The organism is Paludisphaera soli, assembly GCF_011064595.1.
GTDB lineage: Bacteria > Planctomycetota > Planctomycetia > Isosphaerales > Isosphaeraceae > Paludisphaera > Paludisphaera soli.
On record NZ_JAALJI010000006.1, the window covers coordinates 92,841 to 116,890 of the forward strand.

General features: G+C 70.1%; 24 protein-coding genes. 9 read left to right on the forward strand and 15 right to left on the reverse strand.

Annotation, left to right across the window (positions count from 1 at the left end):
- Positions 1–58: 58 nt before the first annotated feature.
- The 4 genes from G6O68_RS09975 to G6O68_RS09990 all read right to left on the reverse strand — a co-directional run bounded on the left by G6O68_RS09975 (position 59) and on the right by G6O68_RS09990 (position 4,386).
- Positions 59–877, reverse strand: coding sequence for an endonuclease/exonuclease/phosphatase family protein (locus G6O68_RS09975; RefSeq protein WP_165247192.1), 819 nt, complete (start codon positions 875–877; stop codon positions 59–61).
- 99 nt (positions 878–976) lie between these two features.
- Positions 977–1,951 (reverse strand): DUF1559 domain-containing protein, encoded by a 975-nt coding sequence (locus G6O68_RS09980; protein ID WP_165247194.1) that lies wholly within the window; start codon positions 1,949–1,951, stop codon positions 977–979.
- 71 nt (positions 1,952–2,022) lie between these two features.
- Complete coding sequence (locus G6O68_RS09985; RefSeq protein WP_165247196.1) at positions 2,023–2,487, reverse strand: carboxypeptidase-like regulatory domain-containing protein; 465 nt, start codon at positions 2,485–2,487, stop codon at positions 2,023–2,025.
- 399 nt (positions 2,488–2,886) lie between these two features.
- Positions 2,887–4,386 carry a sulfatase family protein gene (locus G6O68_RS09990; RefSeq protein ID WP_165247198.1) on the reverse strand — a complete coding sequence of 500 codons (1,500 nt, stop codon included), beginning with the start codon at positions 4,384–4,386 and terminating at the stop codon, positions 2,887–2,889.
- A 980-nt stretch (positions 4,387–5,366) separates the two neighbouring features.
- Here G6O68_RS09990 and G6O68_RS09995 point away from each other — a divergent pair.
- Positions 5,367–6,410 carry an acyltransferase family protein gene (locus G6O68_RS09995; protein ID WP_165247200.1) on the forward strand — a complete coding sequence of 348 codons (1,044 nt, stop codon included), beginning with the start codon at positions 5,367–5,369 and terminating at the stop codon, positions 6,408–6,410.
- A 217-nt stretch (positions 6,411–6,627) separates the two neighbouring features.
- On the opposite strand, the gene G6O68_RS10000 is transcribed toward G6O68_RS09995, so the two are convergent.
- The 5 genes from G6O68_RS10000 to G6O68_RS10020 all read right to left on the reverse strand — a co-directional run bounded on the left by G6O68_RS10000 (position 6,628) and on the right by G6O68_RS10020 (position 11,572).
- Positions 6,628–8,007, reverse strand: a complete 1,380-nt coding sequence (locus G6O68_RS10000; RefSeq protein WP_165247201.1) for a right-handed parallel beta-helix repeat-containing protein — start codon at positions 8,005–8,007, stop codon at positions 6,628–6,630.
- Between the two features lie 68 nt (positions 8,008–8,075).
- The gene (locus G6O68_RS10005; protein ID WP_165247203.1) at positions 8,076–9,185 is read right to left on the reverse strand and encodes a leucine-rich repeat domain-containing protein; all 1,110 of its coding nucleotides are present in this window, start codon (positions 9,183–9,185) and stop codon (positions 8,076–8,078) included.
- A 29-nt stretch (positions 9,186–9,214) separates the two neighbouring features.
- Positions 9,215–9,955, reverse strand: a complete 741-nt coding sequence (locus tag G6O68_RS10010) for a M15 family metallopeptidase (protein WP_165247205.1) — start codon at positions 9,953–9,955, stop codon at positions 9,215–9,217.
- Between the two features lie 236 nt (positions 9,956–10,191).
- Positions 10,192–10,599 (reverse strand): hypothetical protein, encoded by a 408-nt coding sequence (locus G6O68_RS10015; RefSeq protein WP_165247207.1) that lies wholly within the window; start codon positions 10,597–10,599, stop codon positions 10,192–10,194.
- Positions 10,583–11,572 carry a DUF1559 family PulG-like putative transporter gene (locus G6O68_RS10020; RefSeq protein ID WP_165247209.1) on the reverse strand — a complete coding sequence of 330 codons (990 nt, stop codon included), beginning with the start codon at positions 11,570–11,572 and terminating at the stop codon, positions 10,583–10,585. Before G6O68_RS10020 ends, G6O68_RS10015 begins: the two co-directional genes overlap by 17 nt.
- A gap of 199 nt (positions 11,573–11,771) precedes the next feature.
- On the opposite strand from G6O68_RS10020, the gene G6O68_RS10025 reads away from it, so the two are divergent.
- Both G6O68_RS10025 and G6O68_RS10030 read left to right on the forward strand, forming a co-directional pair.
- On the forward strand, positions 11,772–12,689 hold the full coding sequence (locus G6O68_RS10025) for an alpha/beta hydrolase (protein WP_165247211.1): 918 nt from the start codon (positions 11,772–11,774) through the stop codon (positions 12,687–12,689).
- Between the two features lie 112 nt (positions 12,690–12,801).
- On the forward strand, positions 12,802–13,503 hold the full coding sequence (locus G6O68_RS10030) for a metal-dependent hydrolase (protein ID WP_165247213.1): 702 nt from the start codon (positions 12,802–12,804) through the stop codon (positions 13,501–13,503).
- A 176-nt stretch (positions 13,504–13,679) separates the two neighbouring features.
- Here the strand turns inward: G6O68_RS10030 and G6O68_RS10035 are convergent, their stop codons facing one another.
- From G6O68_RS10035 to hpt, 3 genes are read right to left on the reverse strand one after another with little or no spacing between them, the layout of a single operon-like run.
- Positions 13,680–14,852 carry a glycosyltransferase gene (locus G6O68_RS10035; protein WP_165247215.1) on the reverse strand — a complete coding sequence of 391 codons (1,173 nt, stop codon included), beginning with the start codon at positions 14,850–14,852 and terminating at the stop codon, positions 13,680–13,682.
- Between the two features lie 16 nt (positions 14,853–14,868).
- Positions 14,869–16,041, reverse strand: a complete 1,173-nt coding sequence (locus G6O68_RS10040) for a glycosyltransferase family 4 protein (protein WP_165247217.1) — start codon at positions 16,039–16,041, stop codon at positions 14,869–14,871.
- Between the two features lie 9 nt (positions 16,042–16,050).
- Entirely contained in the window at positions 16,051–16,566 is a 516-nt protein-coding gene (gene hpt, locus G6O68_RS10045; protein WP_240911113.1) for a hypoxanthine phosphoribosyltransferase, read from the reverse strand.
- 123 nt (positions 16,567–16,689) lie between these two features.
- On the opposite strand from hpt, the gene G6O68_RS10050 reads away from it, so the two are divergent.
- The 5 genes from G6O68_RS10050 (at position 16,690) to G6O68_RS10070 (ending at position 19,528) form a co-directional block, all read left to right on the forward strand.
- Positions 16,690–17,268 (forward strand): RNA polymerase sigma factor, encoded by a 579-nt coding sequence (locus G6O68_RS10050; RefSeq protein WP_165247221.1) that lies wholly within the window; start codon positions 16,690–16,692, stop codon positions 17,266–17,268.
- A gap of 34 nt (positions 17,269–17,302) precedes the next feature.
- Positions 17,303–17,767, forward strand: coding sequence for a hypothetical protein (locus G6O68_RS10055; RefSeq protein ID WP_165247223.1), 465 nt, complete (start codon positions 17,303–17,305; stop codon positions 17,765–17,767).
- Between the two features lie 533 nt (positions 17,768–18,300).
- Positions 18,301–18,657 carry a hypothetical protein gene (locus tag G6O68_RS10060; RefSeq protein ID WP_165247225.1) on the forward strand — a complete coding sequence of 119 codons (357 nt, stop codon included), beginning with the start codon at positions 18,301–18,303 and terminating at the stop codon, positions 18,655–18,657.
- Between the two features lie 107 nt (positions 18,658–18,764).
- Positions 18,765–19,079, forward strand: coding sequence for a DUF433 domain-containing protein (locus G6O68_RS10065; protein ID WP_165247227.1), 315 nt, complete (start codon positions 18,765–18,767; stop codon positions 19,077–19,079).
- Positions 19,080–19,183: 104 nt separating this feature from the next.
- Positions 19,184–19,528 (forward strand): DUF4288 domain-containing protein, encoded by a 345-nt coding sequence (locus G6O68_RS10070; protein ID WP_165247229.1) that lies wholly within the window; start codon positions 19,184–19,186, stop codon positions 19,526–19,528.
- Positions 19,529–19,905: 377 nt separating this feature from the next.
- Here G6O68_RS10070 and G6O68_RS10075 read toward each other — a convergent pair whose 3' ends face one another.
- The 3 genes from G6O68_RS10075 to G6O68_RS10085 all read right to left on the reverse strand — a co-directional run bounded on the left by G6O68_RS10075 (position 19,906) and on the right by G6O68_RS10085 (position 22,625).
- Positions 19,906–20,970: a class I fructose-bisphosphate aldolase gene (locus G6O68_RS10075; RefSeq protein ID WP_165247231.1), complete on the reverse strand. Its 1,065-nt coding sequence runs from the start codon at positions 20,968–20,970 to the stop codon at positions 19,906–19,908.
- An 839-nt stretch (positions 20,971–21,809) separates the two neighbouring features.
- A complete protein-coding gene (locus tag G6O68_RS10080; RefSeq protein ID WP_165247233.1) occupies positions 21,810–22,259 on the reverse strand; it encodes a hypothetical protein in 450 nt (149 codons plus the stop codon).
- Between the two features lie 33 nt (positions 22,260–22,292).
- Positions 22,293–22,625, reverse strand: coding sequence for a hypothetical protein (locus tag G6O68_RS10085; RefSeq protein ID WP_165247235.1), 333 nt, complete (start codon positions 22,623–22,625; stop codon positions 22,293–22,295).
- A gap of 199 nt (positions 22,626–22,824) precedes the next feature.
- Between G6O68_RS10085 and G6O68_RS10090 the strand changes: the two genes are divergently transcribed.
- On the forward strand, positions 22,825–23,895 hold the full coding sequence (locus tag G6O68_RS10090; RefSeq protein WP_165247237.1) for a tagatose 1,6-diphosphate aldolase: 1,071 nt from the start codon (positions 22,825–22,827) through the stop codon (positions 23,893–23,895).
- Positions 23,896–24,050 lie beyond the last annotated feature (155 nt).

Here is a 24,050-nt window from a genome sequence, read left to right on the forward strand (position 1 = left end):
TGCGGGACCTCCGCGGGCTCGGTGGCTCCAGCCCGCGGAGGTCCGCCTTCGGTCCGATTCAGCGCCCGGACGGCATCCGCAGGTCGACGTAGACCGGCTGGTGGTCCGAGGCGACCGTCTCCGCATCCACGCGGGCCGAGCCGGCGACGAGGCCGGCGGCCAGCGACTCGGCGACGAAGATGTAGTCGATGCGGCCCGGCCGGTCCCCATGCACTCCGATCGAATGGCCCGGCCCCTCGCCGACGACCGTCCAGGCGTCGACCAGCCTGGGACCGGACTCGGGCGCGGTGAGGGCCTTGTAGTCGGCCGTCTCGGGGCGGAGGTTGAAGTCGCCCATGACGATCCAGGGATCGGGGCTGGCGGCGACGATCTCGCGGACCTTGGCGACCTGCAACTCCCGGTCGGCCTGGGAGTCGTGGGCCAGGTGGGTGACGTAGACCCGCAGCGGCTTGCCCGCCACGTCGATCCGGCACTCCAGCAGCCCGCGCGGCTCGGCCTTCTCGCGGCCCGGCGACCTCGGCAGGCGGTGGTTGACGTGCGAGATGATCGGGAACCGCGTCACCAGGGCGACGCCGTAGGCCCCCTCCCCCTCGACGATGTTGGGCGCGAACGCGAAGTTCCCGCCCAGCTCCTTGCCGAGCCACTCCGCCTGGTCCACGTCCTCGCTCCGGCCTCGGAAGCGGACGTCGATCTCCTGGAAGGCGACGACGTCGACCCCGCGCACCAGGTCGGCCACGCGTTTCAGGTCGAGCTTGCCGTCGGTCCCCTCGCCGTGGTGGATGTTGAACGTGGCGAGCTTGATCACGTCCTGCGCCTGCGCCCCGGCCGGGGCGGTCGACGCGAGGAGCCCGAGGGAGAGGAGGATGCGTCGGATCATGGGTGATGACCTCTGGATGTCCAGGAATGAGAAAGGGCCTCCCCCGTCGATGATTGAGGGGGAGGCCCGGCGAAGGTCGCGGCTGCGGATTCGGTGGGATCAGTAGGCGTCGGAGCTGATGATCTCGCCGCCCTGCGTGGTGCTGAGGGCGCGATAGACGGGCAGGCTGATCGAATCCTTCACGAACCGGACGCTGCCGTCGCACATCGCGGCGTTGACACCGCCGGAATGCCGGCTGCGGGCGGCCAGGTAGTTGAGGCGGGGAGTCCCGGTGGAGTGGGCGCACGGGGTCGGCTTGGCGATGGTCGGGGTGCAGGCCCCGCCGCCATACATCATGTCGGGGAGCGGCGAGTTGGGGGCCAGCAGGGCCGTGTAGCTGGTGGCGTCGGCCCACCAGGTCATGCCGCGCAATTCCTGCGACTGCGGGATGATGAGGACCTCGGAGGCCAGCATCGTGTTCGTCGTGCCGTCCGTGATGGTGGCGATGGTGACCGTCTTGCCTTTGTTGCTGGAGGCCGGATGGTCGGCGTTGGTGTACGGGGCGATGAAGGTGAACGGCGCGCCCGCGAAGCGGGAATCCAGGGCGACGTCTTGCTGGTTGAGGTCGGTCGCGCCGAAATTCGCCACGTAATTGTGCGCCGAGATCTTCCCCGTGGCGTCGGCCCCTAGGGCGGTGCTGACCGGCTTGTGCTGGAGGCCGTTGCTCGGGCAGAGGAAAGCGCTGATGAAGCTCGACGTCACCGTGGTGTTGGCCAGGTTGACGTACCGAGGGTTCGAGAAGTTGTACGAATTGGACAGGGCGCCCTGCTCCATGTACGGCAGGATGAACGCCTGCCACGTGCCGTTGCAGCAGCCGGAGGCGCCTGGCGGCAGGGCGCCTACCACGTCGCCGTAGTTGTGGACGGCCAGGCCGATCTGCTTCAGGTTGTTCGTGCACTGGATGCGGCGGGCGGCCTCGCGGGCCGATTGCACGGCCGGCAGCAAGAGCGCGATGAGGACGGCGATGATCGCGATGACCACCAAAAGCTCGATCAGGGTGAAGCCGCGCTCATGTTTGCATTTCGGAGAGATCATCTGTCATGGACTCCCGGTACGCTTCGGAGGAGAGGGATGGATGGTCGGCGGAGTTGTCCCTACGATCGCCGTCACTTCGAAGTGACGGCGAACGTGAAATCATTCGGGCCCGCCTCGGCGACGTCGGCGGTCAGCTCGCTCTGCGCGTTGTAGCGTTCGGGGAGGGCCTCGCCGAGGGCCGTCGTCGGGGGCGCGATCTCCTCGCCCGTGACGCTGTCGGTCTCCTTCTTGCGCGAGGCCTTCACCGGGACTTCCTTGGGGACCGAGACGGAAACCCGGTAGTTGCCGGGGATCAGGCCGTCGGCCTTGGGGATCGAGAACGAGCCCGAGGACACCTGGGCCGCCCCGGAGGTCGAGTCGCCCCCCGCGCCGGTGGGGGTGAAGGTGACCAGGGCCGATTCCAGCGGCTGGCCGTCGAGCGTGACCTTGCCCGAGATCGCCTGGCGCGGGAGCCCGTCGCCGCCGCCGCAGCCCCACGAGACGGCGAGGACGGCCGCGACGGCCGCGAGCCGCATCGGGAGTGTTCTGGAGGTCATCGGTCGGATTCCTTTGGGGTTCTTCATGAGCAGCGGGAGGGAGGCGATGCGGGCGGCTCGTCGCCCCGATGTCGAGACGAGGAGGCGCCGTCGCATCGTCGATCCCAATCCAGGGAGCGAAACGCAATCAGCGCGCCAACGACCTCGGCCGGCTCGGAGGGCGGCCCGTCGTGGCGGGGGCGTCAGGGGCACGATGGTGGTTTTGGTGGTTGGGAGCCGCGCGACGTGGGGTTTGGAGAACGTCCCGCAGGGCCGAGGCCCCTGGGATGTCGCGCGTTCCGCTGAAAGGCCGAGGGGTCCCCGACGTCGATTCTCGGTCGGGGACCCCTCAGCTTTCAATTTCATGATGGCATGTGCAGGGCGAGGTCGTCAAGCTCGACTCCGGAGGTCATCGCGATTTCAGGGACCCCCGCGCGCCGCGGCCAGGTCGGCGCGGAGGCGGTCGAGGACGTCCGGGCGCTCGCCGGCGAGGTTGCGGGCCTCGCCGGGGTCGGCGTCCAGGTCGTAGAGCTGGGGGGCGTCGTCGTTGCCGGTCTCGGTGGCGGTGGCCGGGTTGAACTTGCGGCCCCCGGAGGCGGGGATGAACTTCCAGCCCCCCCGGCGCACGGCCAGGCCGTTGGCGTGCTCGACCAGGACCTCGCGGCCCTTCGGGTCCTCCCCCAGCAGGGCCTTCAGGTGATCCTGCGCGTCGGGGGCGGTCGCGACGGGGCCCTCGCGGCCGACGAGCGCGGCGAACGTGGCGACGAAGTCGACCTGGCTCATCAGCGCGTTCGACTCGCCCGGCTTGACCTTCGCGGGCCATCGGACGACGAACGGCACCCGCGTCCCCCCCTCGAACTTGCTGTACTTGCCCCCCCGGAACGGCCCCGCCGGCCTGTGGCCGCCGAGCTTCTCCACGGCCTCGTCGCGATAGCCGTCGTCGACCACCGGGCCGTTGTCGCTGGTGACGACGACCATCGTCTCCTCGGCCACGCCGGCCTCGTCGAGCGCCCGGAGGACCTCGCCGACGGTCCAGTCGAACTCGACGATCGCGTCCCCCCGCGGGCCCATGCCGGACTTCCCCAGGAACCGGGGGTGCGGCAGCCTCGGGACGTGGACGTCATGGGTCGACAGGTACAGGAAGAACGGCCGATCCTTGTTCCGCCCGATGAAGCCGACGGCCTCGCCCGTGAAGGTGTCGGCCATCGCCTCGTCCTTCCAGAGGGCCTTCTTGCCCCCCCTCATGTGGCCGATCCGGCTGACGCCGTCGACGATCGCCATGTCGTGGCCGTGGCTGGGATGCAGGCGAAGCAGCTCCGGGTTGGCCTTGCCGGTGGGCTCGCCGGCGATCGGCTCGCCGTAGCGGACGACGATCGGGTCGGCCGGGTCGAGGTCCACCACCGCATAGTCCCTCACGTAGACGCAGGGGACGCGGTCCCCGGTGGCGGCCATGATGAAGCACTCGTCGAACCCCACCTCCCGCGGCCCGGGTCGGATCGGCCCGTTCCAGTCCAGGTCCCCCGCCCCCAGGCCGAGGTGCCACTTGCCGACCGCCGCCGTGCGATAGCCGGCGTCCTGGAAGACGGTCGCCAGCGTCGTCCTCCCCGGCTCGACGATGAGCTTGGCGTCCCCCGGCAGGATCCCCGTCCCCTGCTTGCGCCAGGGGTACTCGCCCGTCAGGATCGCGTACCGCGAGGGCGTGCAGGTCGCCGACGAGGCGTGGGCGTCGGTGAACTTCAACCCCTCGCGCGCCAGCCGGTCGAGGTTCGGGGTCAGCCCCGCCTTCGCGCCGTAACAGCTCACGTCGCCGTACCCGAGGTCGTCCGCATAGATCACCACCACGTTCGGCGGCGCGGCGAGGGCGAGCAAGGGGGCCGCCAGGAGGGCCAGGCACGTCAGCGTCAGGGTTCGTCGGAGCATCGGGTTGCGGCCTCCTCGGTCGATCAAGTTCTCATGAACGTCCTTCCCCCGGGCGAGGGAAGTCCGACGAATCCTCGCGAGTTCGAGCGTTTCCGAGCTCAGACGCCTTGCGTCCTACCCGACCGACGAGGATTCTCATCGCGCCCTCACGCTCGGTGGCCTCGACGGCCGGTGTCGCCACGTCCGCCGGCTCGGCCCGATCAGGACGGGGTCGTCGCATTCGCTATTGCAAGCATTTGACAGCGTCGGCGTCAACTCGTCGGGGCTGCAGTGACGGAGGGGTTGGAGAGGGAGGCGGTTCCAGTGGAGCCGCTTGAGGTCGAGCATCGGCCAGCCGCGCGATCACCGAGGCGATCCCCGACGCGGCGTCCGAGGCCACGAAATCCAGGCGGTCGGACGGCCCCTGCAGCCGGGCCCGGGTCGCGGCCTTGCGGTCCGTCTCGACGGCTCCCCATCTGCCAGGGGCGGGCGTTCCCAAAATAGACCTCGTCGACCGCGATCGTCCGAACCCAGGGGTCGCACGCCGCGTCGACCGGCTCCAGGACGGACCCGCCCCGGCGACCCATGGTCGAAGGGTCGGGGCCTCGCCGTCCGGGACGATGCGGAGCAGGTCCTCGACCTGGCGGGTGCTCAGGCGCATGCCGAAGGCCTCGGCCGCGAACCACCGCCGGGCCCGGCGGGCGTGGTCGTCTGCGGGCTGCGCTCGGCCCGCTCGGCCTGCCGAGGCACGGCCCCGCATTCGCGTTGCAGGCCGACGCGTGGAGCGATAGCGTGTCCATGGGGAGGCCCTCCGGGTCGTCAACGATCGTGGGCTGCGTTCCGGTCGATCACGGTGCGCCCCCCACTTAACACCCTCTCAGCGTCTGTCCCGGAAGGTCGCCCGCTTTTTTCCCATCGCAAGGACCGTCTCTCACCTCCCGAGACAGACCGTCAACCCCGCCAAGCGCCTTCGCGACACCCCCCACCTGGAGCGTCACCCCTTGACCCCCGAAGCCTCGCGACGACTGGACCTGATCCGATTCCCGATGATCCTGGCCGTCGTCTACATCCACGCGCACGTCCACTCGCACGTCGTGAAGTCGATCCCGGGGGCGGTGGAGCCGTTCGCACCGCAGGTTTTCCTTCAGAACCTCATCTCCGAGGTGCTGGCGAGGGTGGCGGTCCCTCTGTTCTTCGCGCTCTCGGGATACCTTTTCTTCCTGGGCTTCGACGGGTCGGCGGCGTCATTCGGCCGGAAGTTTCGGTCGAGGTTCTGGAGCTTGGTCGTCCCCTACGTCTTTTGGAACCTGGCCATTCGCGCCGTCTTCGTCGCCTCGGGAGGCCGGGAGTCGACGCAGCTCCTGGACGGCGGATACGTGCATTTCCTCGCCAGCAGCCTCGGCTCGGAGAAGTTCCCGGCCGTCTATCCGCTCTGGTTCATCCGCGACCTCATCCTCCTCGTGGCGGCCTCGCCGCTGGTGTACGCCCTGATCCGCCTCGCGGGCGGGCCCGTCGTCGCCGCGTTGGCCGCCTGCTGGGCGACCGAGGCGTGGCCGACCGACATCCCTTCGATCGAGGGGGTCTTCTTCTTCACGCTCGGCGGCTATGGGGGGCTGCAAAAAATCGACCCGTTCGCGGTCGACCGGTTCGGCCCTTGGGTTTTGGCCGCGTACGCCCCGCTGGCGATCGTCGACGCGTTCCTGGTTGGAACGCCCTCGGACCGACTGGTGCATCCGGCCGCAATCCTCGTCGGCCTGTTCGCGGCCTTGTACGCGACCAAGGCGGCGATCTGGAACGATCGGCTCGGGCGGGCGCTGGCCTGGCTGGCGCCATCGACGTTCTTCGTCTTCGCGGCTCATGAGCCGCTCCTCGGCGTCACGATCAAAGCGATGTCGCGAAGGGCCGGCGGGGGCGACGGCCTCCGCGGCATGGCGATCTACCTCCTCGCCCCGATCCTCGTCTGCGGCATCCTGGTCCCGCTGCACCCACTGCTGGTCCGGGTCGCCCCGCGGTTCACCCGCATCGTCACAGGCGGTCGAGGATGACCTCGCCGGCCGGCGGCGATCACCTGGAGGATGTCAGGATCGGTCCACGTCGCGATGATCGGCCCCGACGATCCCCACACGGCGAGGATCACCGCGGCCCGAAGTCGCCGAGCTTCACGCCCGCGTTCGCCACGGGCCGCCCCACCCGGGCCGTCGATACCGAAGCCCGAACACCGCTTTGACGCGACTCCACGCTCGTGCCCCGGAGGCCGCGCAATCAGGGAGTCAACTCGGCGTTGGAGACGCCGTGGACGCCGGGATGGAGGATGTTGCTGGAGAAGTGCAGGCCGACGGGCGTGGAGTCGCCGGGCTCGATCAGGACGGCGAAGCGGTAGCGCGGGGGGACGACCTCGGGCTTGCCGTCCTTGAGGATCGCGTCGCGGCCGGTGTCGTAGACGACGTTGCCGGTGACGACCACGTCGGCGAGCGGCGGATTTTCGGGGACCTGGGCGTGGTCGAACCGGATCGGGCAGCCGAGGTGGTCCTCGCCCCAGATCCAGTTCGTCTGGCCCATCCCGAAGTCGCTGATTACGTTGTTGGCGATGATCGAGCCGCCGTCCACGTTCGCCGCGCGGGCGGGGTCGGAACCCTCGGCGGCTCGGGCGGGGAGCGAGGCGGCCCCGGGCATCATGCCGATGCTCCAGAGCGAGTTCTTGATGAATTGATTGTTGGAGACGATGACATGCCTCGAACCGTGCATCGCCTTCATGCCGATGAGGGCGTCGTTCACGATGTTCTGCGACAGGACGACGTGGTCGGCGTGGATGTCGAACCCCTGCCCCGCACGCTCGACGAGGTTGCCGATCACCTGCGCGCAATCCGTCGTCCGGGGCCCGCCGACGAAGATGGCGGTGCCCTGCATCCAGTTGTCGGTCTCGCCGCGCTCCCAGTCGCGGGCGCTGGCGATCCGGCCCCGGACGGCGTTCTTCTTGATGATCCGGCCGAGTTCGAACTGCTTCTTGACCTCGGGCGTGGCGACGAGCCGGTCCTCGCGGACGCGGTTGCCCCGGATGAGCGTCCCCTGGCTGTCGTCCACCAGGATGCCCGTGCCGATGATGCACTTGAAGGCGAAGCCCTGGTCGGGCGTGTCGGTCCGGTCGTCGACGTCGACGCGCTGGTAGTTCTTCACGAGACAGTCGCGCACCTGCGTCCCCCGGCAGCTCCGCACCGAGATCGCGCCCGAGCGCGTCTGGTTGTCGATCACCCGCAGGTCGGCCAGCGTCACGTCGACCGAATCCGTGATCAGCACCGCCTCGGCCGTCGTCTCGCGCGCCCCCTCGGGCCGGGTCAGCGTGAGCCCCTGGAGGACGGCGCCGTCGGCGTGGTCGATGCGGACGATCGCCTTCGCGGCGTCCATCTGCACGATCCGACCGCGTCCGACCAGCCCGCCCCCCTCGCCGCCGATGCGGAGGGTCTCGCGGATCTCATGCACGCCCGACGGCACCTCGACCACCTTGCCCGGGTTGGCGTCGATCGCCGCCTGGATCGACGGATAATCGCGCGTGGAGACTTCGGAAGCGGCGACGCGCGAGGGCGGTGACGCCGCCCCCAAGGTCAACAGCCCGACCCACAGGACCTTGCACGGACGTTGGATCACGATCGACTTCTCCGATAGGGCTGCGATGATCGCCCAGGACCCTTCCCGGGCGGCTTGCCGCGAGTCGTTCAAGGCTGCAAGGCGCGGCCGCTCCCGCCGCCCGTCGTGTGGAGAATCTGGAGCTTCGGGAGCGCCTCCCGCAACGCTTCGATTCCGGCCTTCGTGACCTTCGTGCCGCTCAGTTGCAACTTCTGGAGCCTTTTCAGCGGAGCGAGATGGGCCAGCCCCGCGTCGGTCACGTCGGTGTCGGAAAGGTCCATAAAGCCGAGCCCCGTCGATCCGGCCAGGTGTTTCAGCCCGGCGTCCGTGATCGACGTCGACGCGAGGGTGAGAACAGCCAGGGACGGCATCCCCGCGAGACTGGCGAGCCCTTCGTCCGTCAAGCCGGTGTCGCGGAGGTCCAGGGTCCGCAGGGCGGTCAGGTTGGTGCGCGGATCCAGGCGGGCCAGATCCGCCACTCCGGGGGCCTGCGAGATTTTCAACACTTTCAATCGGTGGAGGCCGGCGAGATGGGCGAGCCCCGCGTCCGTGACCCGATTGACTTCGATTCGTGGCCGACCCGGCGCCATCCGCCCCTCGCCGGTCACCACGAGGTACTCGAGGTCGACGAGTCGCGCGAGCCTGGCGAGGCCGTCGTCGGTGACGCTCGTGCCCCCCAGGTCCAGGTGTCTCAGGTTGGTCAGGCTCGGCAGGTGCACCAGCCAGGAATCCTGGACCCCTGGATTGAGGAGTTGGAGGGATTCGAGATTTCGCAGGTCCCGGAGCAGAGCCGAGCCGTCGCCGATCCCGGAGGTGTCGCGGATGTACAGGCTCCGCAGCCTTCCGAAGTCGTGGAGGGGGGCCAGTTCGTCTTCGGTCGCCGGGCCGACCACGGTCACGCTGTCAACTTCCTGGAAGAATTCATCGCCGAGGAGCCGCCTCAGCCAGGTCGGCGCCGGCGGGGTCGCCATCGGGTCGTAACCCTTGCCTCCCGGAGATTGATAATCGTAGGAGAAAAAGGCTCGCGGGTCGGCCTTCTTGATGGCTTCGACGGCGCGACGCTGCACGTTCGCCCGCCGGATCGGCCAACCCAACAGCACGGCGACGCCGAGGACGACCGCCATCATCGCCCGGACGCTGAGTCGCGGCCGCCAGCGCCGCGGGCTCGGGCCGGGCGGCGGGTCGGGGACGTGCGTCATGGCTGCTGGTCCTCGTGATTCCACCGGCTTCACTTCCCGGCTTCGAGCTTCTCGAACTCGACGTTCTGGATCGGATACCGCTTCCAGTCCTTGTAATCGTAGTGCCACCACTCCTCGGGGAGGTGGAGGAAGCCCTCGGCCTCCAGGGCTTTCCGGAGCGCGGCGCGGTGGGCGGCCTGGGCGGGGGTGGCGGGGGCGTCGGAGTAGGCGCGCTCGGTGAAGTCGTCGTAGCCGGTGGGCATGTCGACGGGCTCGCCGGTCTTGATGTCGTAGAGCGTCAGGTCGACGGCGCAGCCGCGGTTGTGGCGCGAGCCCTTGGCGGGGTCGGCGACGAAGTCGTGGTATTGCGCGGGGGTGGCCTCGCGGAAGATCTTGGTGACGTGCCAGGGGCGGTAGCCGTCGTAGATTAAAAGGCCGAAGCCCTGCGCCGCAAGCTTCGCCTGGGCTCGCTTCAGGGCCTCGGCCGCCGGCCGCTGGAGGAAGGCCCGGGGGGTCGTGTAGACGGGGACGCCCAGGAAGTTGTCCGCCGTGGCGTAGCGGATCTCCAGCTTGATCCGGGGGTCGAGGGTCGCCAGGTCGACGAGGTCGGCCGTGGCGAACTCGCCCTTCTCCTTGGGCGGCTTCGCGGCCAGGGCCTCGGCGCGGATCTCGGCGATGGGCCGCACGGGTCGGATGCGGAAGGTCTGGCGGGCCGGCTCGTCCGCCGCCGCGCCGCCCAGGCACGCGGCGACCAGAGCGACGGCCGGCCCGAAGGTTCGGTTCGTGTTCATGCCGGCGACGTTAGCACACGGGCCGACGGCGGGCAATTCGCCAGGGACGGTCAGCGGCCCCGGAGTCCTTCGAGCCGCCTTCCCGAACTCCTCCGAGTCGTGAGGAAGGCCTTCCGGGTGCCACGGGTTCGGAGAACCCGTGGCAGCCAACTCCAAAGTCTGCGATGGTCCCGAGCCGGTCGCGGTCCACGAGCGGGATGGCGGAGGGGTCGCGGCGAAGGAGGTCTCCGCGACCGTCAGCGGTGGGCCTTCCCCTTCGTCTCGACCTGTCGCGGGGCGCGGAGGGTCCGCTTGGCGACGCGGTCGAGGTCCTCGGCGGTGGGCTCCTGGCCGTCGCGGAGGGCGTAGGCGAGGTCGCGGGCGCGGTCCCAGTCGCCGGACGCGGCGGCCTCGCGGATCGCGCCGAAGGCGCGGCCCTCGCCGTCGCCCAGCTCCTTCGCGGCGGCCAGGCGGTCGATCTCGGCGGCGGCCGTCTCGAGCAGCTTCGGGTCGCGGGTGGAGGTCGCCGTGGCGAGCTGGAGGATGATCTCGCGGTGCTCGGGGGCGACCTGCTCGACGCCGCAGCCGGCGAGGCCGCACGCGAGCGCCGTCAGGAGCGTCGCGGCGACGGCCGTCCTCGCGCGGGCCTCAATACTCATCGCCACCGACGACCTCCCCCCCGCGACAGGTGCCGATCGCGGCCCACGCCCGCTGGTTGATCGATTCCTTGATGAATCGGACGCTGCCGTCGCCCAGCAGGGCGTTCGTCCCGCCGGGGTGCTCGGAGTACATCTGGCAGACGTGATTCGACCGCGCGTTGGGCGGGTGGATGATCCCCCCCTCGCCGGCCGCGGGCCCGGTGTGGGTCAGCACCAGGGTCGCGGCGTAGTCGCAGAGCGAGAGCGCGAACCGGGGGGTCGGGCAGACCACGGCCCCGGGGACCACGCCGACCCAGGTCTTGTCGCTGAGGATCGGCGAGTGCTCCCCCATGAACAGGGTGTTGCTCAGGCCGTCGGTGATGCTGGCGATCGTGGTGAGCGAGTTGCGGAAGAAAGGGCCGTCGGCCACCGTGCGCTGGTCCGGGATCGCGTACCCCCAGGGCTCGTCGTTGCCGGCGTTGAGGACGTAGTGCGACCGCGCGAACCGGGTCAGCACCGCGCCCGGCTGGTCCTTCACGTCGAACGCCCGGCTCGGCTCGCTCACCGACGGGCAGAGGAACGCCGCCAGCGAGGTCCGGGCCCCGGTGCTGTTCTCCGCCGACCCGCACGGCAGGTTCACGTTCAGGGCCTGATACACGGGGGCCTGCTCCATGTACGCCAGGATCGCCGCGCCGTAGGCCCAGCCGGGCCCGGCGTCGAGCGTGACGGCGTCGGGCTGGCCGTGCACGCCCCCGCCCCCCGTCCTCGTCATGTAGCCGGGCGGGAAGCACGCGAAGGCGCTCTCGTAATTGTGCATCCCCAGCCCGAGCTGCTTCAGGTTGTTCGTGCATTGCGCCCGCCGCGCCGCCTCGCGCGCCGACTGCACCGCCGGCAGCAACAGCGCGATGAGCACCGCGATGATCGCGATCACCACCAAAAGCTCGATCAACGTGAACGCCGCCCTCGCCGCCCCCCGCCGCTCTCCGCATTCCGACTCCACGCCACGATCCTCCAGGATTCGGATGATGCCCTTTTGCCGTGTCAGCCAATGTAGAATGCCGTCGGCATTCTGGCAATTCCTTTGTTTGGGTGTCCAAAAAATCGGATTCGATGCGGCAGACCCGGGCCGTCGAAACCCGAGGACGGCGACGCGGGTAGTCTCCGCGGGGGATTTCTCCGATGCGAAGGGGGCGACGGCCGTGAAGATCTGGTGGAAATGGGCGGTCCTGGTGGTGTTGATGGCCCTGGGATCGGCGCTCGCCCTGGCGCGTCGCGAGCCGACTCCGCCGGACTCGATCGTGTACGAGCCGGACGTGGTCTATCGCGAGGTGGGCGAGACGCTGCGGATGGACTTCGCGCGGCCGAAGGAGGGCGACGGGCCGTTCCCGGTGGTCGTCTGCATCCACGGCGGCGGCTGGCGCGCGGGGGACCGGAAGGATTTCCGCGAGGCCCTCTTCAGCCTGGCCCAGCAGGGCTGCGCGGCGGTCTCGGTGCAGTATCGGTTCGCCCCCAAGCACCCGTTCCCGGCGCAGCTCGACGACGTGAAGGCGGCCGTGCGATACGTCCGCGAGCATGCGAAGGAGCGGAAGCTCGACCCGGACCGGGTCGCCGTGATGGGGGGCTCGGCCGGGGCCCACCTGGCCCTCTTGCTGGCGACGACCGCCGACGAGGACCCGAAGGAGGCCACGTCGAGCGCCGTGAAGGCCGCCGTCTCGATCGCCGGGCCGACCGACCTGTCGCCGCACTTCCCGGACGCCTCGCGCTACATGGTGGAGGACCTGCTCGGCCAGGACCGCAAGGCCGACCGCGACGCCCAGGATCGGGCGAGCCCCCTCTCCCACCTGAACGCCGGCGATGCGCCGGTGCTTCTGATCCACGGGACCAAGGACGAGCTGGTCCCTTACGACCAGGCGACGAGGTTCCGGGAAGCGGCCGCGAAGGTCGGCGTCGAGGCCGAGCTGTTCACGATCGAAGGCGGGACCCACGGCGGCGGGGGCGAGCCCCAGGCCTGGGCGACCTCCGTCGTGAAGTCGGTCGCGTTCCTGCGGAAGCACCTGGGGCTCCCTCCCCTCCCGGGCTACGACGCCGAGGGGAACTCGACGGCGAAGGCGCCCTGACGAGCCGAGCGGCCGGGGCGGTGGCGGCCCGGGATTCGCGGGTTATGATGGGCTCGCGGGCGTCGAGCGACGTCCCGACGGTTCGCACAAGGCCCGAAGAGACGAGACCCTCATGTCCACCCGCTTGCGCTGGCTCGGCCATTCCGCCCTGCTGTTCGAGAACGACGGCAAGCACGTCCTCATCGACCCGTTCCTGACCGGCAACCCCAAGGCCGCCATCAAGCCTGAGGACGCGCTAGCCGACCTGATCCTGATCTCGCACGGCCACGAGGACCACGTCGGCGACGCGGTGGCGATCGCCAAACGGACCGGGGCGACCGTCGCCACGAATTACGAGATCAGCGGCTGGTTGCAGAAGCCCGAGCAGGGACTGGAGAAGGTGGAGGGCCTGCAGCACGGCGGCGGGTTCACGTTCGCCGACTGGCTCCGCGTCAAGCTGACGCTCGCCTTCCACGGCTCCGCCCTGCCCGACGGCTCCAACGGCGGCAATCCCTGCGGCTTCGTCCTGACCTTCCCCGACGGGACGAAGGTCTACGACGCCGCCGACACCGCCCTCTTCGGCGACATGGCCCTGATCGGCGAGGAGGGCCTCGACCTGGCCCTGCTCCCCATCGGCGACTACTACACCATGGGCGTCGACGACTCCATCCGCGCCGTGAAGCTCCTCAAGCCCAGATACGTCATCCCCATCCACTACAACACCTTCCCCGCCATCGCCCAGGACGCGCAAGCCTGGGCCGAGCGCGTGAAGAAGGAGACCTCCGCGCAGCCGGTCGTCCTGGAGCCGGGGGACTGGTTCGACATCGCGAAGTGATTATGATTTGACGCCTTCCCCCCTGGCGGGGGAAGGCAGACCCCGCAGGGGTCGGATGAGGGGGGGACGCCCGCGGGGAGTTTCGGATTCCGCCTCCCCACCGGCGCGGCCGACGGCCTCGGAGCGACCTGTCGGAACTCCGAGAGTCGTTTCACTCGTCCCCCCCTCATCCGGCCCTACGGGCCACCTTCCCCCGCCAGGGGGGAAGGAGCTTGGGAGATCCGGACTTCGTGACGGACGGCCAGGCCCTTGGCGGCGGCGAGGCGTTCGTACAGCTCGGCGAAATGGGCGACCATGGCGTCGGCGCGGAACTCGGCCAGGGCGCGTTCGCGGCCGGCGGCGCCGAGGGCCCGGGCGCGGCGGGGGTCGCGGACCAGGTCGCGGAGGGCTCGCGCGAGGAGCGGGAGGTTCCCGATCGGGGCCAGCAGGCCGGTCACGCCGTCGACGACCACCTCGGTCGTCCCCGGCGCGGAGGTCGCGACGACGGGCTTGCCCAGCATCATCGCCTCCAGCACCACGTTGGGGAGCCCCTCGTACTCGCTCGGCAGCACCACCACGTCGGCGGCCGCCATCAGGCGCGGGACGTCATCCCGGTGGCCGAGGAAGCGGACCCTCTCGGTCAGCTCGTACTGCACGACCTTCTTCTCCAGCTCCCGGCGCATCGGGCCGTCGCCGACGATCGCGGTGCGGAGGTCGGGCTGGACGTGCTGGAGCAGGTCCAGCACCTTCAGCAGGTCCACCACCCGCTTCTGGGGGGCGAGCCGGCCGGCGAAGAGGGCGAGCTTGGCGTCGGGCGGGAACCCGATCTCGACGCGGACGGCCGCCGGGTCGACGGCCGGCGGCGGCTCGTCGGCGATCCCCGAGTAGATCATCTCCAGCCGATCCTCGGGCACGCCGAGGCCCCGGTAGTAGTCGACCACGGCGTTCGAGTTGCCGACGAGCTTGTCGCAGGCCGTCGCCAGCCTCCGGTCGACGGCCTTCTCGACCCGCCCCTTCCAGAGGTCGACGGCCATCTCGGCGGTGACCACCACCGGCACCCCCGCGCGACGGGCGGCGATCCGGCCGTAGGCGTTGGCGGCGAAGATCCAGGTCTGCACCACGTCGAACTCGCCCGCCTTCATCAGCCGCGTCAGCCGCCGGAGGGCGAACGGGTCGACCTTGAACCGCTTGGCGATCGACCGGACCGGCACGCCGGCGGCGGCCAGCTCGGCCTCCAGCGGGCCCCCGCGCGTGAGGACGGCCGCCTCGACCTGGAAGCGGTCGCGCGGGAGGCCCTTGGAGAGCATGACCATCTGCTTCTCGGCGCCCGAGCGATCGAGCGTCGGGATCAGCTGCAAGACCTTGAGCACGTCGGGAGACCTCGCTTCAACCCGATCGCTTCCGGGCGATCAGTTCCTGGAACAGTTGCCGATGCGTTCGCGCGACGGCCCGGATCGAGAACTGCTGCTCCACGCGCCCCCGCGCCGCGCGGCTCATGTGGAAGGCCCGGTCGAAGGTCGACCACTGCTCGACGATCGTCCGGGCGAGCGCGTCGGGGTCGCGCGGCGGGGCGAGCCGGCCGTGCTTGAAGTCGGCGATCAGCCGGCGGTTGCCCGGGATCGCCGAGGCGACGACCGGCAGGCCGACCGCCATGGCCTCCATCAAGGCGATGCTCATCCCCTCCTCGGTCGACGGCAGCACGAACAGGTCGGCCCCCCGCAGGGCGGCCTCCACGTCGTCGGTCGCGCCGGGGAGCGCGATCGCGGCTTGCTGGCCCAGCTCGCGGGCCAGGCGTTCGAGTCCCGGCCGCTCCGGCCCCTCGCCGGCGAGCGTCAGCCGCGCGGCCGGGAACGTCTCGCGGACGCTCGGCCAGGCCCGGATCAGCGAATCGAGCCCCTTCTCGGGCGCGAGCCGGCCGACGAACAGGGCGTGCGGGGCCTCCTGCCAGCTCCCCCGGCGCTGCCAGGGGCGGGCGGGGATCGGCACGCCGTTGGGCAGGTCGTGGATCCGCGCCTCGTCGTAGCCGGCGGCGACCAGCTCGCCGCGGACGGCCTTCGAGATGGCGACGAAGGCGTCGGCCTGCTTGCAGCGGCGGGCGATCCGCGCGCCGAAGTTCCCCCGCGCCTGCCAGGCGAGATCGCCGGTCTCGCCGGCGCCCTCGGGGCGGAGGACGACCGGGAAGCCGCGGCGACGGCCGACGTCCACGGCGACGTGGGCGTCGTGCTTGAGCATCGAGACGTACGCCAGGTCCACCGGGTTCGCCTCCAGCCAGCGGCGGAGGTTCCGCATGTACAGCCAGGTGCCGACGAACCGCAGCCGGGAGGTCTCCAGCCGGTGGATCGTCAGCCGGCCGCCCCCCTTCGACCTCGGGTGGTCGACCGCCTCGCGCGCCGGTAGCCCGGCGGCCTCGCCCACCGCCGAGGTCAGGACCGAGACGTCGTCCCCCTCGCGCGCCAGGGCCTCGGCCAGGTAGCCCAGCACGCGCTCGGCCCCGCCGATGAGCGGCGGGTAGCGGCGGGAGATCAGGGCCAGCTTGAGGGGGGGCGGGGTGTCGCTCACGGTCGGCGCTCAGTCCTTGAGGATGCCGACGAAGGGCAGGTGGCGGTAGTCGTCGTCGTAGTCCAGCCCGTAGCCGACCACGAAGGCGTCGGGGATCGTGAACCCGCAGTAGTCCGGCTCGATCGGCGTCGTCTGGCGGCCGATCTTCCGCAGCAGGACCGCCGTCTTGACGCTCCGCGCCCCCCGGACGGCCAGGTGGTCGACCAGCGCCGCGAGGGTCTGGCCGGTGTCCAGGATGTCGTCCAGCAAAAGCACGTCGCGGTCGGCCACGTCCGGCGCCAGGGCCTCGTTGATCACCAGGGTCGACGACGTGGTGCTCGCCCCGCGATAGCTGCTGGCGTGGACCAGGCCGATGCGGTGGGGGACGTCGACGGCGCGGATCAGGTCGGCCAGGGCGATCAGGCTCCCGGTGAGGACCGCCACGATCGTCAGGGGCTTGCCCGCGTAGTCGCGCGCGACCTCGCGGCCCAGCTCGCGGACGCGGTCGTGGAGGTCGGTCTCGGGGATCAGGACGTCGACGGGCACGGCGTCGCGACTCCTCGCGTTACAATGGGATGCGTCGGACGAAGGAGCCGCCCAGTGTAACCGATGGGCCCCGCGATCGAATAGGAGACGCGCCCGGATCGTCTCGTCGGGGTAGGAGTGCGTATGCCCGAAGCCGCCGCGACCGCATCCATCACCGATGAAGCGCTGGTCCGGCGGGCTCGCGGCGGCGACCCGACGGCGCGCGAGGAGCTGTTCCTGCGGCATCGGGACGACGCGTATCGCACGGCGTATCGACTTTTGGGGGACCAGCACGACGCCCTCGACGTGGTGCAGGAATCGCTGATGAAGGCCTTCGCCCGGCTGTCGGAGTTCGACGGCCGGGGGGGCTTCCGGTTCTGGCTGCTTCGGATCGTCGTCAACACGGCCCTCGACCAGGGGAGGCGGAGGAAGCGGCGGAAGTACGTGACCCTGGAGGGCGAGCCCGCGAGCCCCTCCCCGGACGACGACCCGGCGCGGGGGCTGCATCGGCAGGACCTCCGGCGGGCCCTCGACGTGGCGCTGGGGAACCTGTCCCCGATCTTGCGGGCCACCTTCGTCCTCTTCGCCGAGCTGGGATTGAGCTACAAGGAGATCGCCGAGGCCCAGGAAGTCCCGATCGGCACCGTGATGAGCCGGATCAGCGCCGCCCGCAAGAAGCTCCAGGCCGAGCTGGATTGGGACCGCCTGAAGGACCTCGATTGAATCGAATCGAGTCGAATCGAGAGGATGGCAGACGATGCGAGGAGAAGCCGAGAACCGCGAGTCGACCCGACTCGAACGCCTGTGGGAGGCGACCCGCCCCCCCGCGCCCTCGGCCGAGGCCTGGGACCGCGTCTGGGCCGCCGTGAACGCCCCCGAGGAACGGCGCGCGACCTTGACCATGCCCCCCGCCCCTTCCCGAGGCCGCCGCTGGGCCTCGATCGGCCTGGTGCTGGCCGCGCAGGCCGCCGCGATCCTGCTGGCCGTGGGCCTCGCCCTGCGGGGCGATGGCCCCGCGCCCGACGCCGGCCTCGTCTCGCGCACGGCGACCGCCGTCGTGAGGATCGAGGAAGGCCAACTCGTGCTGATCCGCTCCGACGCCGACGTCGTCCAGACCACCGACCTGTCCGCCCAGGCGGGTGCGGCGGGCGTCGACGCCTGGTACCTCGTCTTCAACCTCCTGGAATCGATGGCCGGCCCGGTCGTCGCGATGTCCCGGTGAGCGCGGCCGGAAGCCCGCCCGACCGGCCCCTCCCCCCTTCCCCCCCGGCGGGGGAAGGTGGCCCGCAGGGCCGGATGAGGGGGACCATCAAGCCGGACGAGGCGAGGATGCGACGGCTTTCGCTGATTCCCTTCCCCCCTGGCGGGGGAAGGTGGCCCGCAGGGCCGGATGAGGGGGGGACGAGCGAGACGACTCTCGGAGCTTCAACGGGGCCTTCCGAGGGCGTGGCCGCTCGGACGGCGCGTCGAAATCCGAAGCTCCTCGCGAGCGTCCCCCCCTCATCTGACCGCTTCGCGGTCTGTCTTCCCCCGCCAGGGGGGAAGACCGTTCCAGCCTCGGACTCTGTCGAGGCCGGAAACTGGTGGCCTGGGCGGCCCGCCCGGGCGTCGAGCGCCGGGGGCCGCATCGCCGCCTCCCTGCTGGTGGCGAGCCTGACGCTCGTTTCGGGCTGTTCGCCGCGCCCGTCGTCGCCACCCCCGGCTCCCGAGGCGAAGCCCGCGCCGACGGCCTCGCCGACCGCCCCGGCTCGCCAGGTGACGGTCTTCGCGATCGAGGCGGAGCCAAACTCGTCGGCGATCGACCCGAGGCTGACGTCGGTCCGGGTGCAGCTTCGGAAGATCCTGCCCGATCACGGCTTCCGGCTGATCGAGTCGCGCAGCGAGCGGCTCGCCGCCGGCTCCACCCTGGCCTGCGACCTGGGCGCGGGCCGGGTGGCCGAGACGACGCTGGAGAGCGACGTCGACGGCCGCGTCACGCTCCGCTGCACCTTCCAGGAAGGCGACGCACCCCCCTTTCAGACCGTCGTCGACGCCCCCGAGAATCAGTTGTTCTTCTACGAGCGCTCGCTCCGCGACGGCGCGCGAGTGCTGATCGGCGTCGGGGCGCGGTGAGACGCGCGGTTGGGGCTGGGTGCGTCGTTTGACCTCGCCGGACCGGGCGGCTAACCTGGCTTCCGGGAGACTCCCACGATCCGACGGAGCGAACGGGACATCGACTCATGAGCGCCGCGAGGACGATCCCCGTCATCGCCGAATACATCGCGATCCGGCCGGGCTACTGCGGCGGCAAGCCGCACATTGCAGGCCATCGGATCAAGGTGCAGCACATCGCCGTCTGGCACGAACAGATGGGGATGTCGCCCGAGGAGATCGCGGCGACCTATCCGACGCTCGAACTCCCGGCCGTCTACGCCGCCCTGGCCTACTACCATTCGCACCGGGACGAGGTCGACGCGGACATCGAGGCGGACGACCGCTTCGTCGCCGAGCAGCAGGCGAAGGCCGGCCCGTCGCTCGCCCGCGAGAAGATCTAAAGCGAGCAGGCCAACTTCCCGTCGATGGCGACCGAGATCAGCCCGGTCGGCTCGCCTCCGGCCGCCATCCGCCGGCGGCGTATCGCGTTCGCCTGAGGAGAGGCATGAACTTCTACAGCGCCCGCCTCCTCTTGGTCATCTTGATAGACGACCGACCGCGCCGAACGAATACGTGGGATGAGATCATCGTGACCTTCCGGGCTCGGGACTTCGCCCACGCCTTCGCAAGGGCGCTGGAGGTTGGTCGATCTCACGAGACGGAGTACGAAAACCTCCGCCGTCAGAGGGTCCGTTGGGCTCTGGTCGAGGTACTGACCCTCGACTTCGTCGGCAGGCGCGTCGATGGAGCGGAGGTGGCGTCACGGATGTTCGACCGACGATCCAAGGAGGCCATCCCGTTCGACACGCAGTTCCGGCCCGAGGAGTCGACTCCCTCGCAGAGCTTCTGAGGTGCGGCTTCGAATGGAGGTGGTCAGGTCTCGTCGACAAAGGCTGAGTTCGCCTTGCGGTGACCCTGGCCGTGCCCGTTTGGGAACGACTCAAACCAGGGAGATTCGAGACCGGGTTGAGTTCGTTTGAAGGCCACGGCCGTCCTCAACGCCGAACGCCCCGGCGGCCGGTGGGCCGTCGGGGCGTTCGGATGAACCAGACTCATAAGGTGAGGCGGGGCCTTCCCTGGCCCGTCAGCCTTCGGGTCGCGGATCCATCCTTGGGGCGACCTTCGGGCGAGAGCCTTCTCGATCCGGTCTTCCCTGACCGGCCCGGCGTCCCTGCCGACACACCTGTTATCGGCGTCGGCCGGGGGGCCCTGCACTTTTTCCGGCGGTCAGGCGATGGTGATCGAGTCGTCGAGGTAGACGTCCTGGATGGCGTTGAGGAGCTTGACGCCGTCGGCCATGGGGCGCTGGAAGGCCTTGCGGCCGGAGATCAGGCCCATGCCGCCGGCCCGCTTGTTGATGACGGAGGTCCGGATGGCCTCGGCGGAGTCGTTCTTGCCGCTGGCGCCGCCGGAGTTGATCAGCCCGGCGCGGCCCGTGTAGCAGTTGAGGATCTGGTAGCGGCAGAGGTCGATCGGGTTGTCGGTCGACAGCTCCGTGTACATCCGCTCGTCGAGCTTGCCGTAGCTGGAGCCGCCCATGTTCAGGGCCTTGAAGCCGCCGTTGTTCTCCGGGAGCTTCTGCTTGATGATGTCGGCCTCGATCGTCACGCCCAGGTGGTTGGCCTGGCCGGTGAGGTCGGCGGCGACGTGGTAGTCCTTGTCGGTCTTGAACGCGTCGTTCCGCAGGTAGCACCAGAGGACCGTCGCCATCCCCAGCTCGTGGGCCCGGTAGAAGGCCTCGGCGACCTCGATGATCTGCCGGCCGCTGTTCGGCGAGCCGAAGTAGATCGTGGCGCCGATCGCGGCGGCGCCCATGTCGTACGCCTCCTCGACCTTGCCGAACATGATCTGGTTGGCCTGGTTCGGGAACGTCAACAGCTCGTTATGGTTGATCTTCACCATGAACGGGATCTTGTGGGCGTACTTGCGCGCCACCATCCCGAGCACGCCGAACGTGCTGGCGACGGCGTTGCAGCCGCCGTCGATCGCGAGCTTGACGATGTTCTCGGGGTCGAAGTACGCCGGGTTCTTGGCGAAGCTCGCCCCGCCCGAGTGCTCGATCCCCTGGTCGACCGGCAGGATCGACAGGTAGCCGGTGCCGGCGAGGCGGCCGGCGTTGAACAGCCAGGAGAGGTTGCCCAGTACGCGCAGGTTGCGGTCGCTGGGGACGAAGATCCGATCGACGAAGTCGGGGCCGGGCAGGTGCAGCGACTCCTTGGGGATCGCCGTGCACTTGTAATTCAGCAGGGCGTCGGCTTCGCTGCCGAGCGCGTCGTGGATCACGGACGCCATGTTCGTGGCACTCCTACGCGGGCGTCGCGGCGGTCCCTCTCTGGGGGCGGAGGCCGGCGTCGGGCCGCGTACACATGAATGGGATTGAGAGGCTTGGTCGATGGATTGCGTCATCCATCACGCCCCGGGCGACGGCCCCAGTCGAGCGGGCCCGGGGGCGATTCGCTGCGTCCGGCGTGGATCCGTCCGGCCGCACGGTCCCGGAACCGGGCCGCCGGGTGAAGGAGGCCCGAACACGCCCGGGACAAGGCCCCATCATACAGATCGCCCGGCCCCGGTTGCAATGAGCGATTCCGAGGCGGGGCCGAGCCCGGGAGCGTCGGGGACGAGGGAATCCCGCCGCCATTCGACGAATCGGGCCCATGATGGATAAGAGGGGATTCCACGCGCCGAGCGTCCGCCGGGAGGACTCCGGGACGTGGATCCCGCGCCAGAAAGACGGCGAAGCGCGTCGAACGAACCCAATCTCCGAGGCCGTGCTTGCGACGTAAAAGGATCCGTATGAGTGACTTGAGGCTGTCGACGTCGAATTGGCTTCGCGCGAACGAACCCAAATCCGGGACGCCGCGTGCCACGGGTTCGGAGGAACCGTGAATCGGCGTCGGGCCGGTCCAAGCCGTCGCCGAAGCCCCCGGCCGGTCCACGGGGCGACCGACCCCGTGACTTCCAAGGCGCGAGAAAGACGGCGAAAGCGCGCCGAACGAACCCAATTTCCGAGGCCCGGCTTGCGACGCAACGCTATGGAAGGAAAAACCTTGGGGCAATCAAAGCCGGATTGGCTTCGCTCGAACGAACCCAATCTCCGGGCGGTCGGTTCCGCCGAGGTCTCTCGCCGCGGTTCAGCGCGAGCCCTTCGCCTTGCCGCCGGCCGACGGGTTGAGCTTGCTCGCCGGGGGCTTGGGGAGGCCCTGGAAGGCCTCGGCCGTCACCTCGGTCGTGCTGCCGTCGCCGAGGATCACGACGCCCCCCTTCTCGGGCACGTCCTTCTCGTAGCCGATCACCGACGCGCCGCCGTACTCGTCGAGGTTCACCCCCCAGTAGATCACCACCTCGCCCGAGCGCAGGGCCTCCAGCGCCCGGGGGAGCGCCGCGCCCAGCTTCTCGGCGTCTTTGAGCGACTTCGGAGCCGGCTTGTTCTGCTCCTGGTAGGTCCGCAGGAGCTGCCCCACCTGCTCCACGGGGCTCGGCTCGGCCCCGGAGGGGGAATTCGAGGTCGGGGCGCAGGCGGGCAGGGACGCGAGCAGGACGGCGATCAGCGGGAGGGCGCGGGGCAGGCGGAGCGACATCATCGTCCGGGATCCGTTCGCAAGAGGACTGGGATGCTAGACCAGGAGCATGAGCCAGAAGGCGTACGACGCGAAGAGGAGCGCGGGGATCGCCCAGGGGCCGGCCTCGCCCCTAAAGGAGGAGGCGGCCCAGGAACCGAGCGCGAGGGCCGCCAGGCCGAGGCCGACGCACGTCCAGACGCCGGACGCCCGCACCTCCCCCGAGGCCGTCGCCTTCGCCGCCTCCATGTCGCCCCGGCCGCCCGAAGCCCGGGCCAGCGTCATCATGCCCCGGGCGGCGTGGTTCTTGGCGACGGTCTCGGCGACGATCGCCCCGACGATCAGGGCCAGGGTCGCGAGGTACATCCCCCGTTTCGCGAGCGACGGCATGACGCGGCCTCGCCTGGCTGGAGTCCGGTGGCTTGGGCCGACTCGACCCGACCTGACTCCCGCCATCCTCGCATCTCCGGGCCTGCGCGTGCCAGAGATCCTCCGAGGGCGGTCGGTCGAGTAGAATGAACCCTTCGAGGGCCGCGTCGCGCGGCCTGGTTCAAGCAAGCGGCGGGTCGAATCGGGAAGAAGGCGGGCCATGACGTTCGGCGACGGATCGAAGAAGCAGGGGGCGTTCGTGCTGGCGGCCAAGGGGCTGACGCCCGGCAAGCTCCGGGGGTTGCAGCGGATCAGCAACCCGAACGGCACGCTCACCATGCTGGCGCTCGACCAGAACAACTCGGTGATCGACATGGCCGGCAAGGCCCTCCGCCGCGCCGGGGAGGACCGCGACCCGACCTATGAAGAAGTCGTCGAGGCCAAGCTCGACCTGATGCGCGGGCTGGCGCCGGCGGCGTCGGGCGTGCTGATCGACCCGTATTACGGCGCGTGGTCGGCCGTCGCCTCGGGCGCGATCCCGCCGCACAAGGGGCTGCTGCTCCGGCTGGAGCGCACCAAGTATCAGATGTCCCCCAAGGGGGCGCCGATGGCCACCATCGAGCCCGGCTGGGGCGTCGAGAAGGCCAAGCGGATGGGGGCCGACGCGATCAAGTTCCTCGCCCAGTTCGAGCCCACCGAGCCCGAGACGGCCGACGCCAACCTGGCGATGGTCGAGCGCGTCTACGAGGAGTGCCGGAAGCACGACCTGCTGCTGCTGCTGGAGGCCGTGGCCTTCCCGTTCGGCGGCGAGACCAAGAAGGACGACTCGTTCCTCGACCGCAAGGCCGAGACGGTCATCGAGACCGCCCGCATCCTCAGCCGATTCTGCGACGTCTACAAGGCCGAGTTCCCCGGCACGCTCGACCGCGAGAGCGACCAGCAGCTGGAGGACAACCTGACGGCCCTCGACGCCGTGTCGGAGCGCCCGTGGGTCCTGCTGTCGGCCGGGGTGGACTACGACCAGTACCGCGACCAGGTGGAGATGGCCCTCCGCGCGGGGGCCTCGGGCGTGCTGGGCGGCCGGGCCTTCTGGAAGGAGTACTTCCTCCAGGACGACGCCCCGTCCCGCGCCGCGTTCCTGGCCGACGTCGCCCTCAAGCGGATCGCCGACGTCGACGCCCAGGTCCGCGCCGAGGGCTCCCCCTGGTTCTCCCGCTACGGCTTCACCCAGGAGGACCTGGAGTCCGTCCGCGCGGTCGAGGGCTGGCACTTCCGCTACCCCGGCGCGTGACTAGGATTTTAGTTTTATGTAGATTTGTCGATCGGAAAGTCCTTCCCCCCTGGCGGGGGAAGGTGGCCGAAGGCCGGAAGAGGGGGAGGACGAGCACGAAGACCGTCCGGAGAATCAGGCGGGCCGGCCGTGGTGCGAGCCATGAGGCCCCGCCG

Excerpts from the sequence above, each read along its gene's own strand:
- G6O68_RS10050 (WP_165247221.1), top strand. The coding sequence starts at position 16,690 with ATGCCCGAAGCCGCCGCGACCGCATCCATCACCGATGAAGCGCTGGTC.
- G6O68_RS10065 (WP_165247227.1), top strand. The coding sequence starts at position 18,765 with ATGAGCGCCGCGAGGACGATCCCCGTCATCGCCGAATACATCGCGATC.
- G6O68_RS10080 (WP_165247233.1), bottom strand. The coding sequence starts at position 22,259 with ATGATGTCGCTCCGCCTGCCCCGCGCCCTCCCGCTGATCGCCGTCCTG.
- G6O68_RS10070 (WP_165247229.1), top strand. The coding sequence starts at position 19,184 with ATGAACTTCTACAGCGCCCGCCTCCTCTTGGTCATCTTGATAGACGAC.
- G6O68_RS10030 (WP_165247213.1), top strand. The coding sequence starts at position 12,802 with ATGTCCACCCGCTTGCGCTGGCTCGGCCATTCCGCCCTGCTGTTCGAG.
- G6O68_RS10055 (WP_165247223.1), top strand. The coding sequence starts at position 17,303 with ATGCGAGGAGAAGCCGAGAACCGCGAGTCGACCCGACTCGAACGCCTG.
- G6O68_RS09980 (WP_165247194.1), bottom strand. The coding sequence starts at position 1,951 with ATGATCTCTCCGAAATGCAAACATGAGCGCGGCTTCACCCTGATCGAG.
- G6O68_RS09990 (WP_165247198.1), bottom strand. The coding sequence starts at position 4,386 with ATGCTCCGACGAACCCTGACGCTGACGTGCCTGGCCCTCCTGGCGGCC.
- G6O68_RS10085 (WP_165247235.1), bottom strand. The coding sequence starts at position 22,625 with ATGCCGTCGCTCGCGAAACGGGGGATGTACCTCGCGACCCTGGCCCTG.
- G6O68_RS10090 (WP_165247237.1), top strand. The coding sequence starts at position 22,825 with ATGACGTTCGGCGACGGATCGAAGAAGCAGGGGGCGTTCGTGCTGGCG.
- G6O68_RS10010 (WP_165247205.1), bottom strand. The coding sequence starts at position 9,955 with ATGAACACGAACCGAACCTTCGGGCCGGCCGTCGCTCTGGTCGCCGCG.
- G6O68_RS09985 (WP_165247196.1), bottom strand. The coding sequence starts at position 2,487 with ATGACCTCCAGAACACTCCCGATGCGGCTCGCGGCCGTCGCGGCCGTC.
- G6O68_RS09975 (WP_165247192.1), bottom strand. The coding sequence starts at position 877 with ATGATCCGACGCATCCTCCTCTCCCTCGGGCTCCTCGCGTCGACCGCC.
- G6O68_RS10075 (WP_165247231.1), bottom strand. The coding sequence starts at position 20,970 with ATGGCGTCCGTGATCCACGACGCGCTCGGCAGCGAAGCCGACGCCCTG.
- G6O68_RS10005 (WP_165247203.1), bottom strand. The coding sequence starts at position 9,185 with ATGACGCACGTCCCCGACCCGCCGCCCGGCCCGAGCCCGCGGCGCTGG.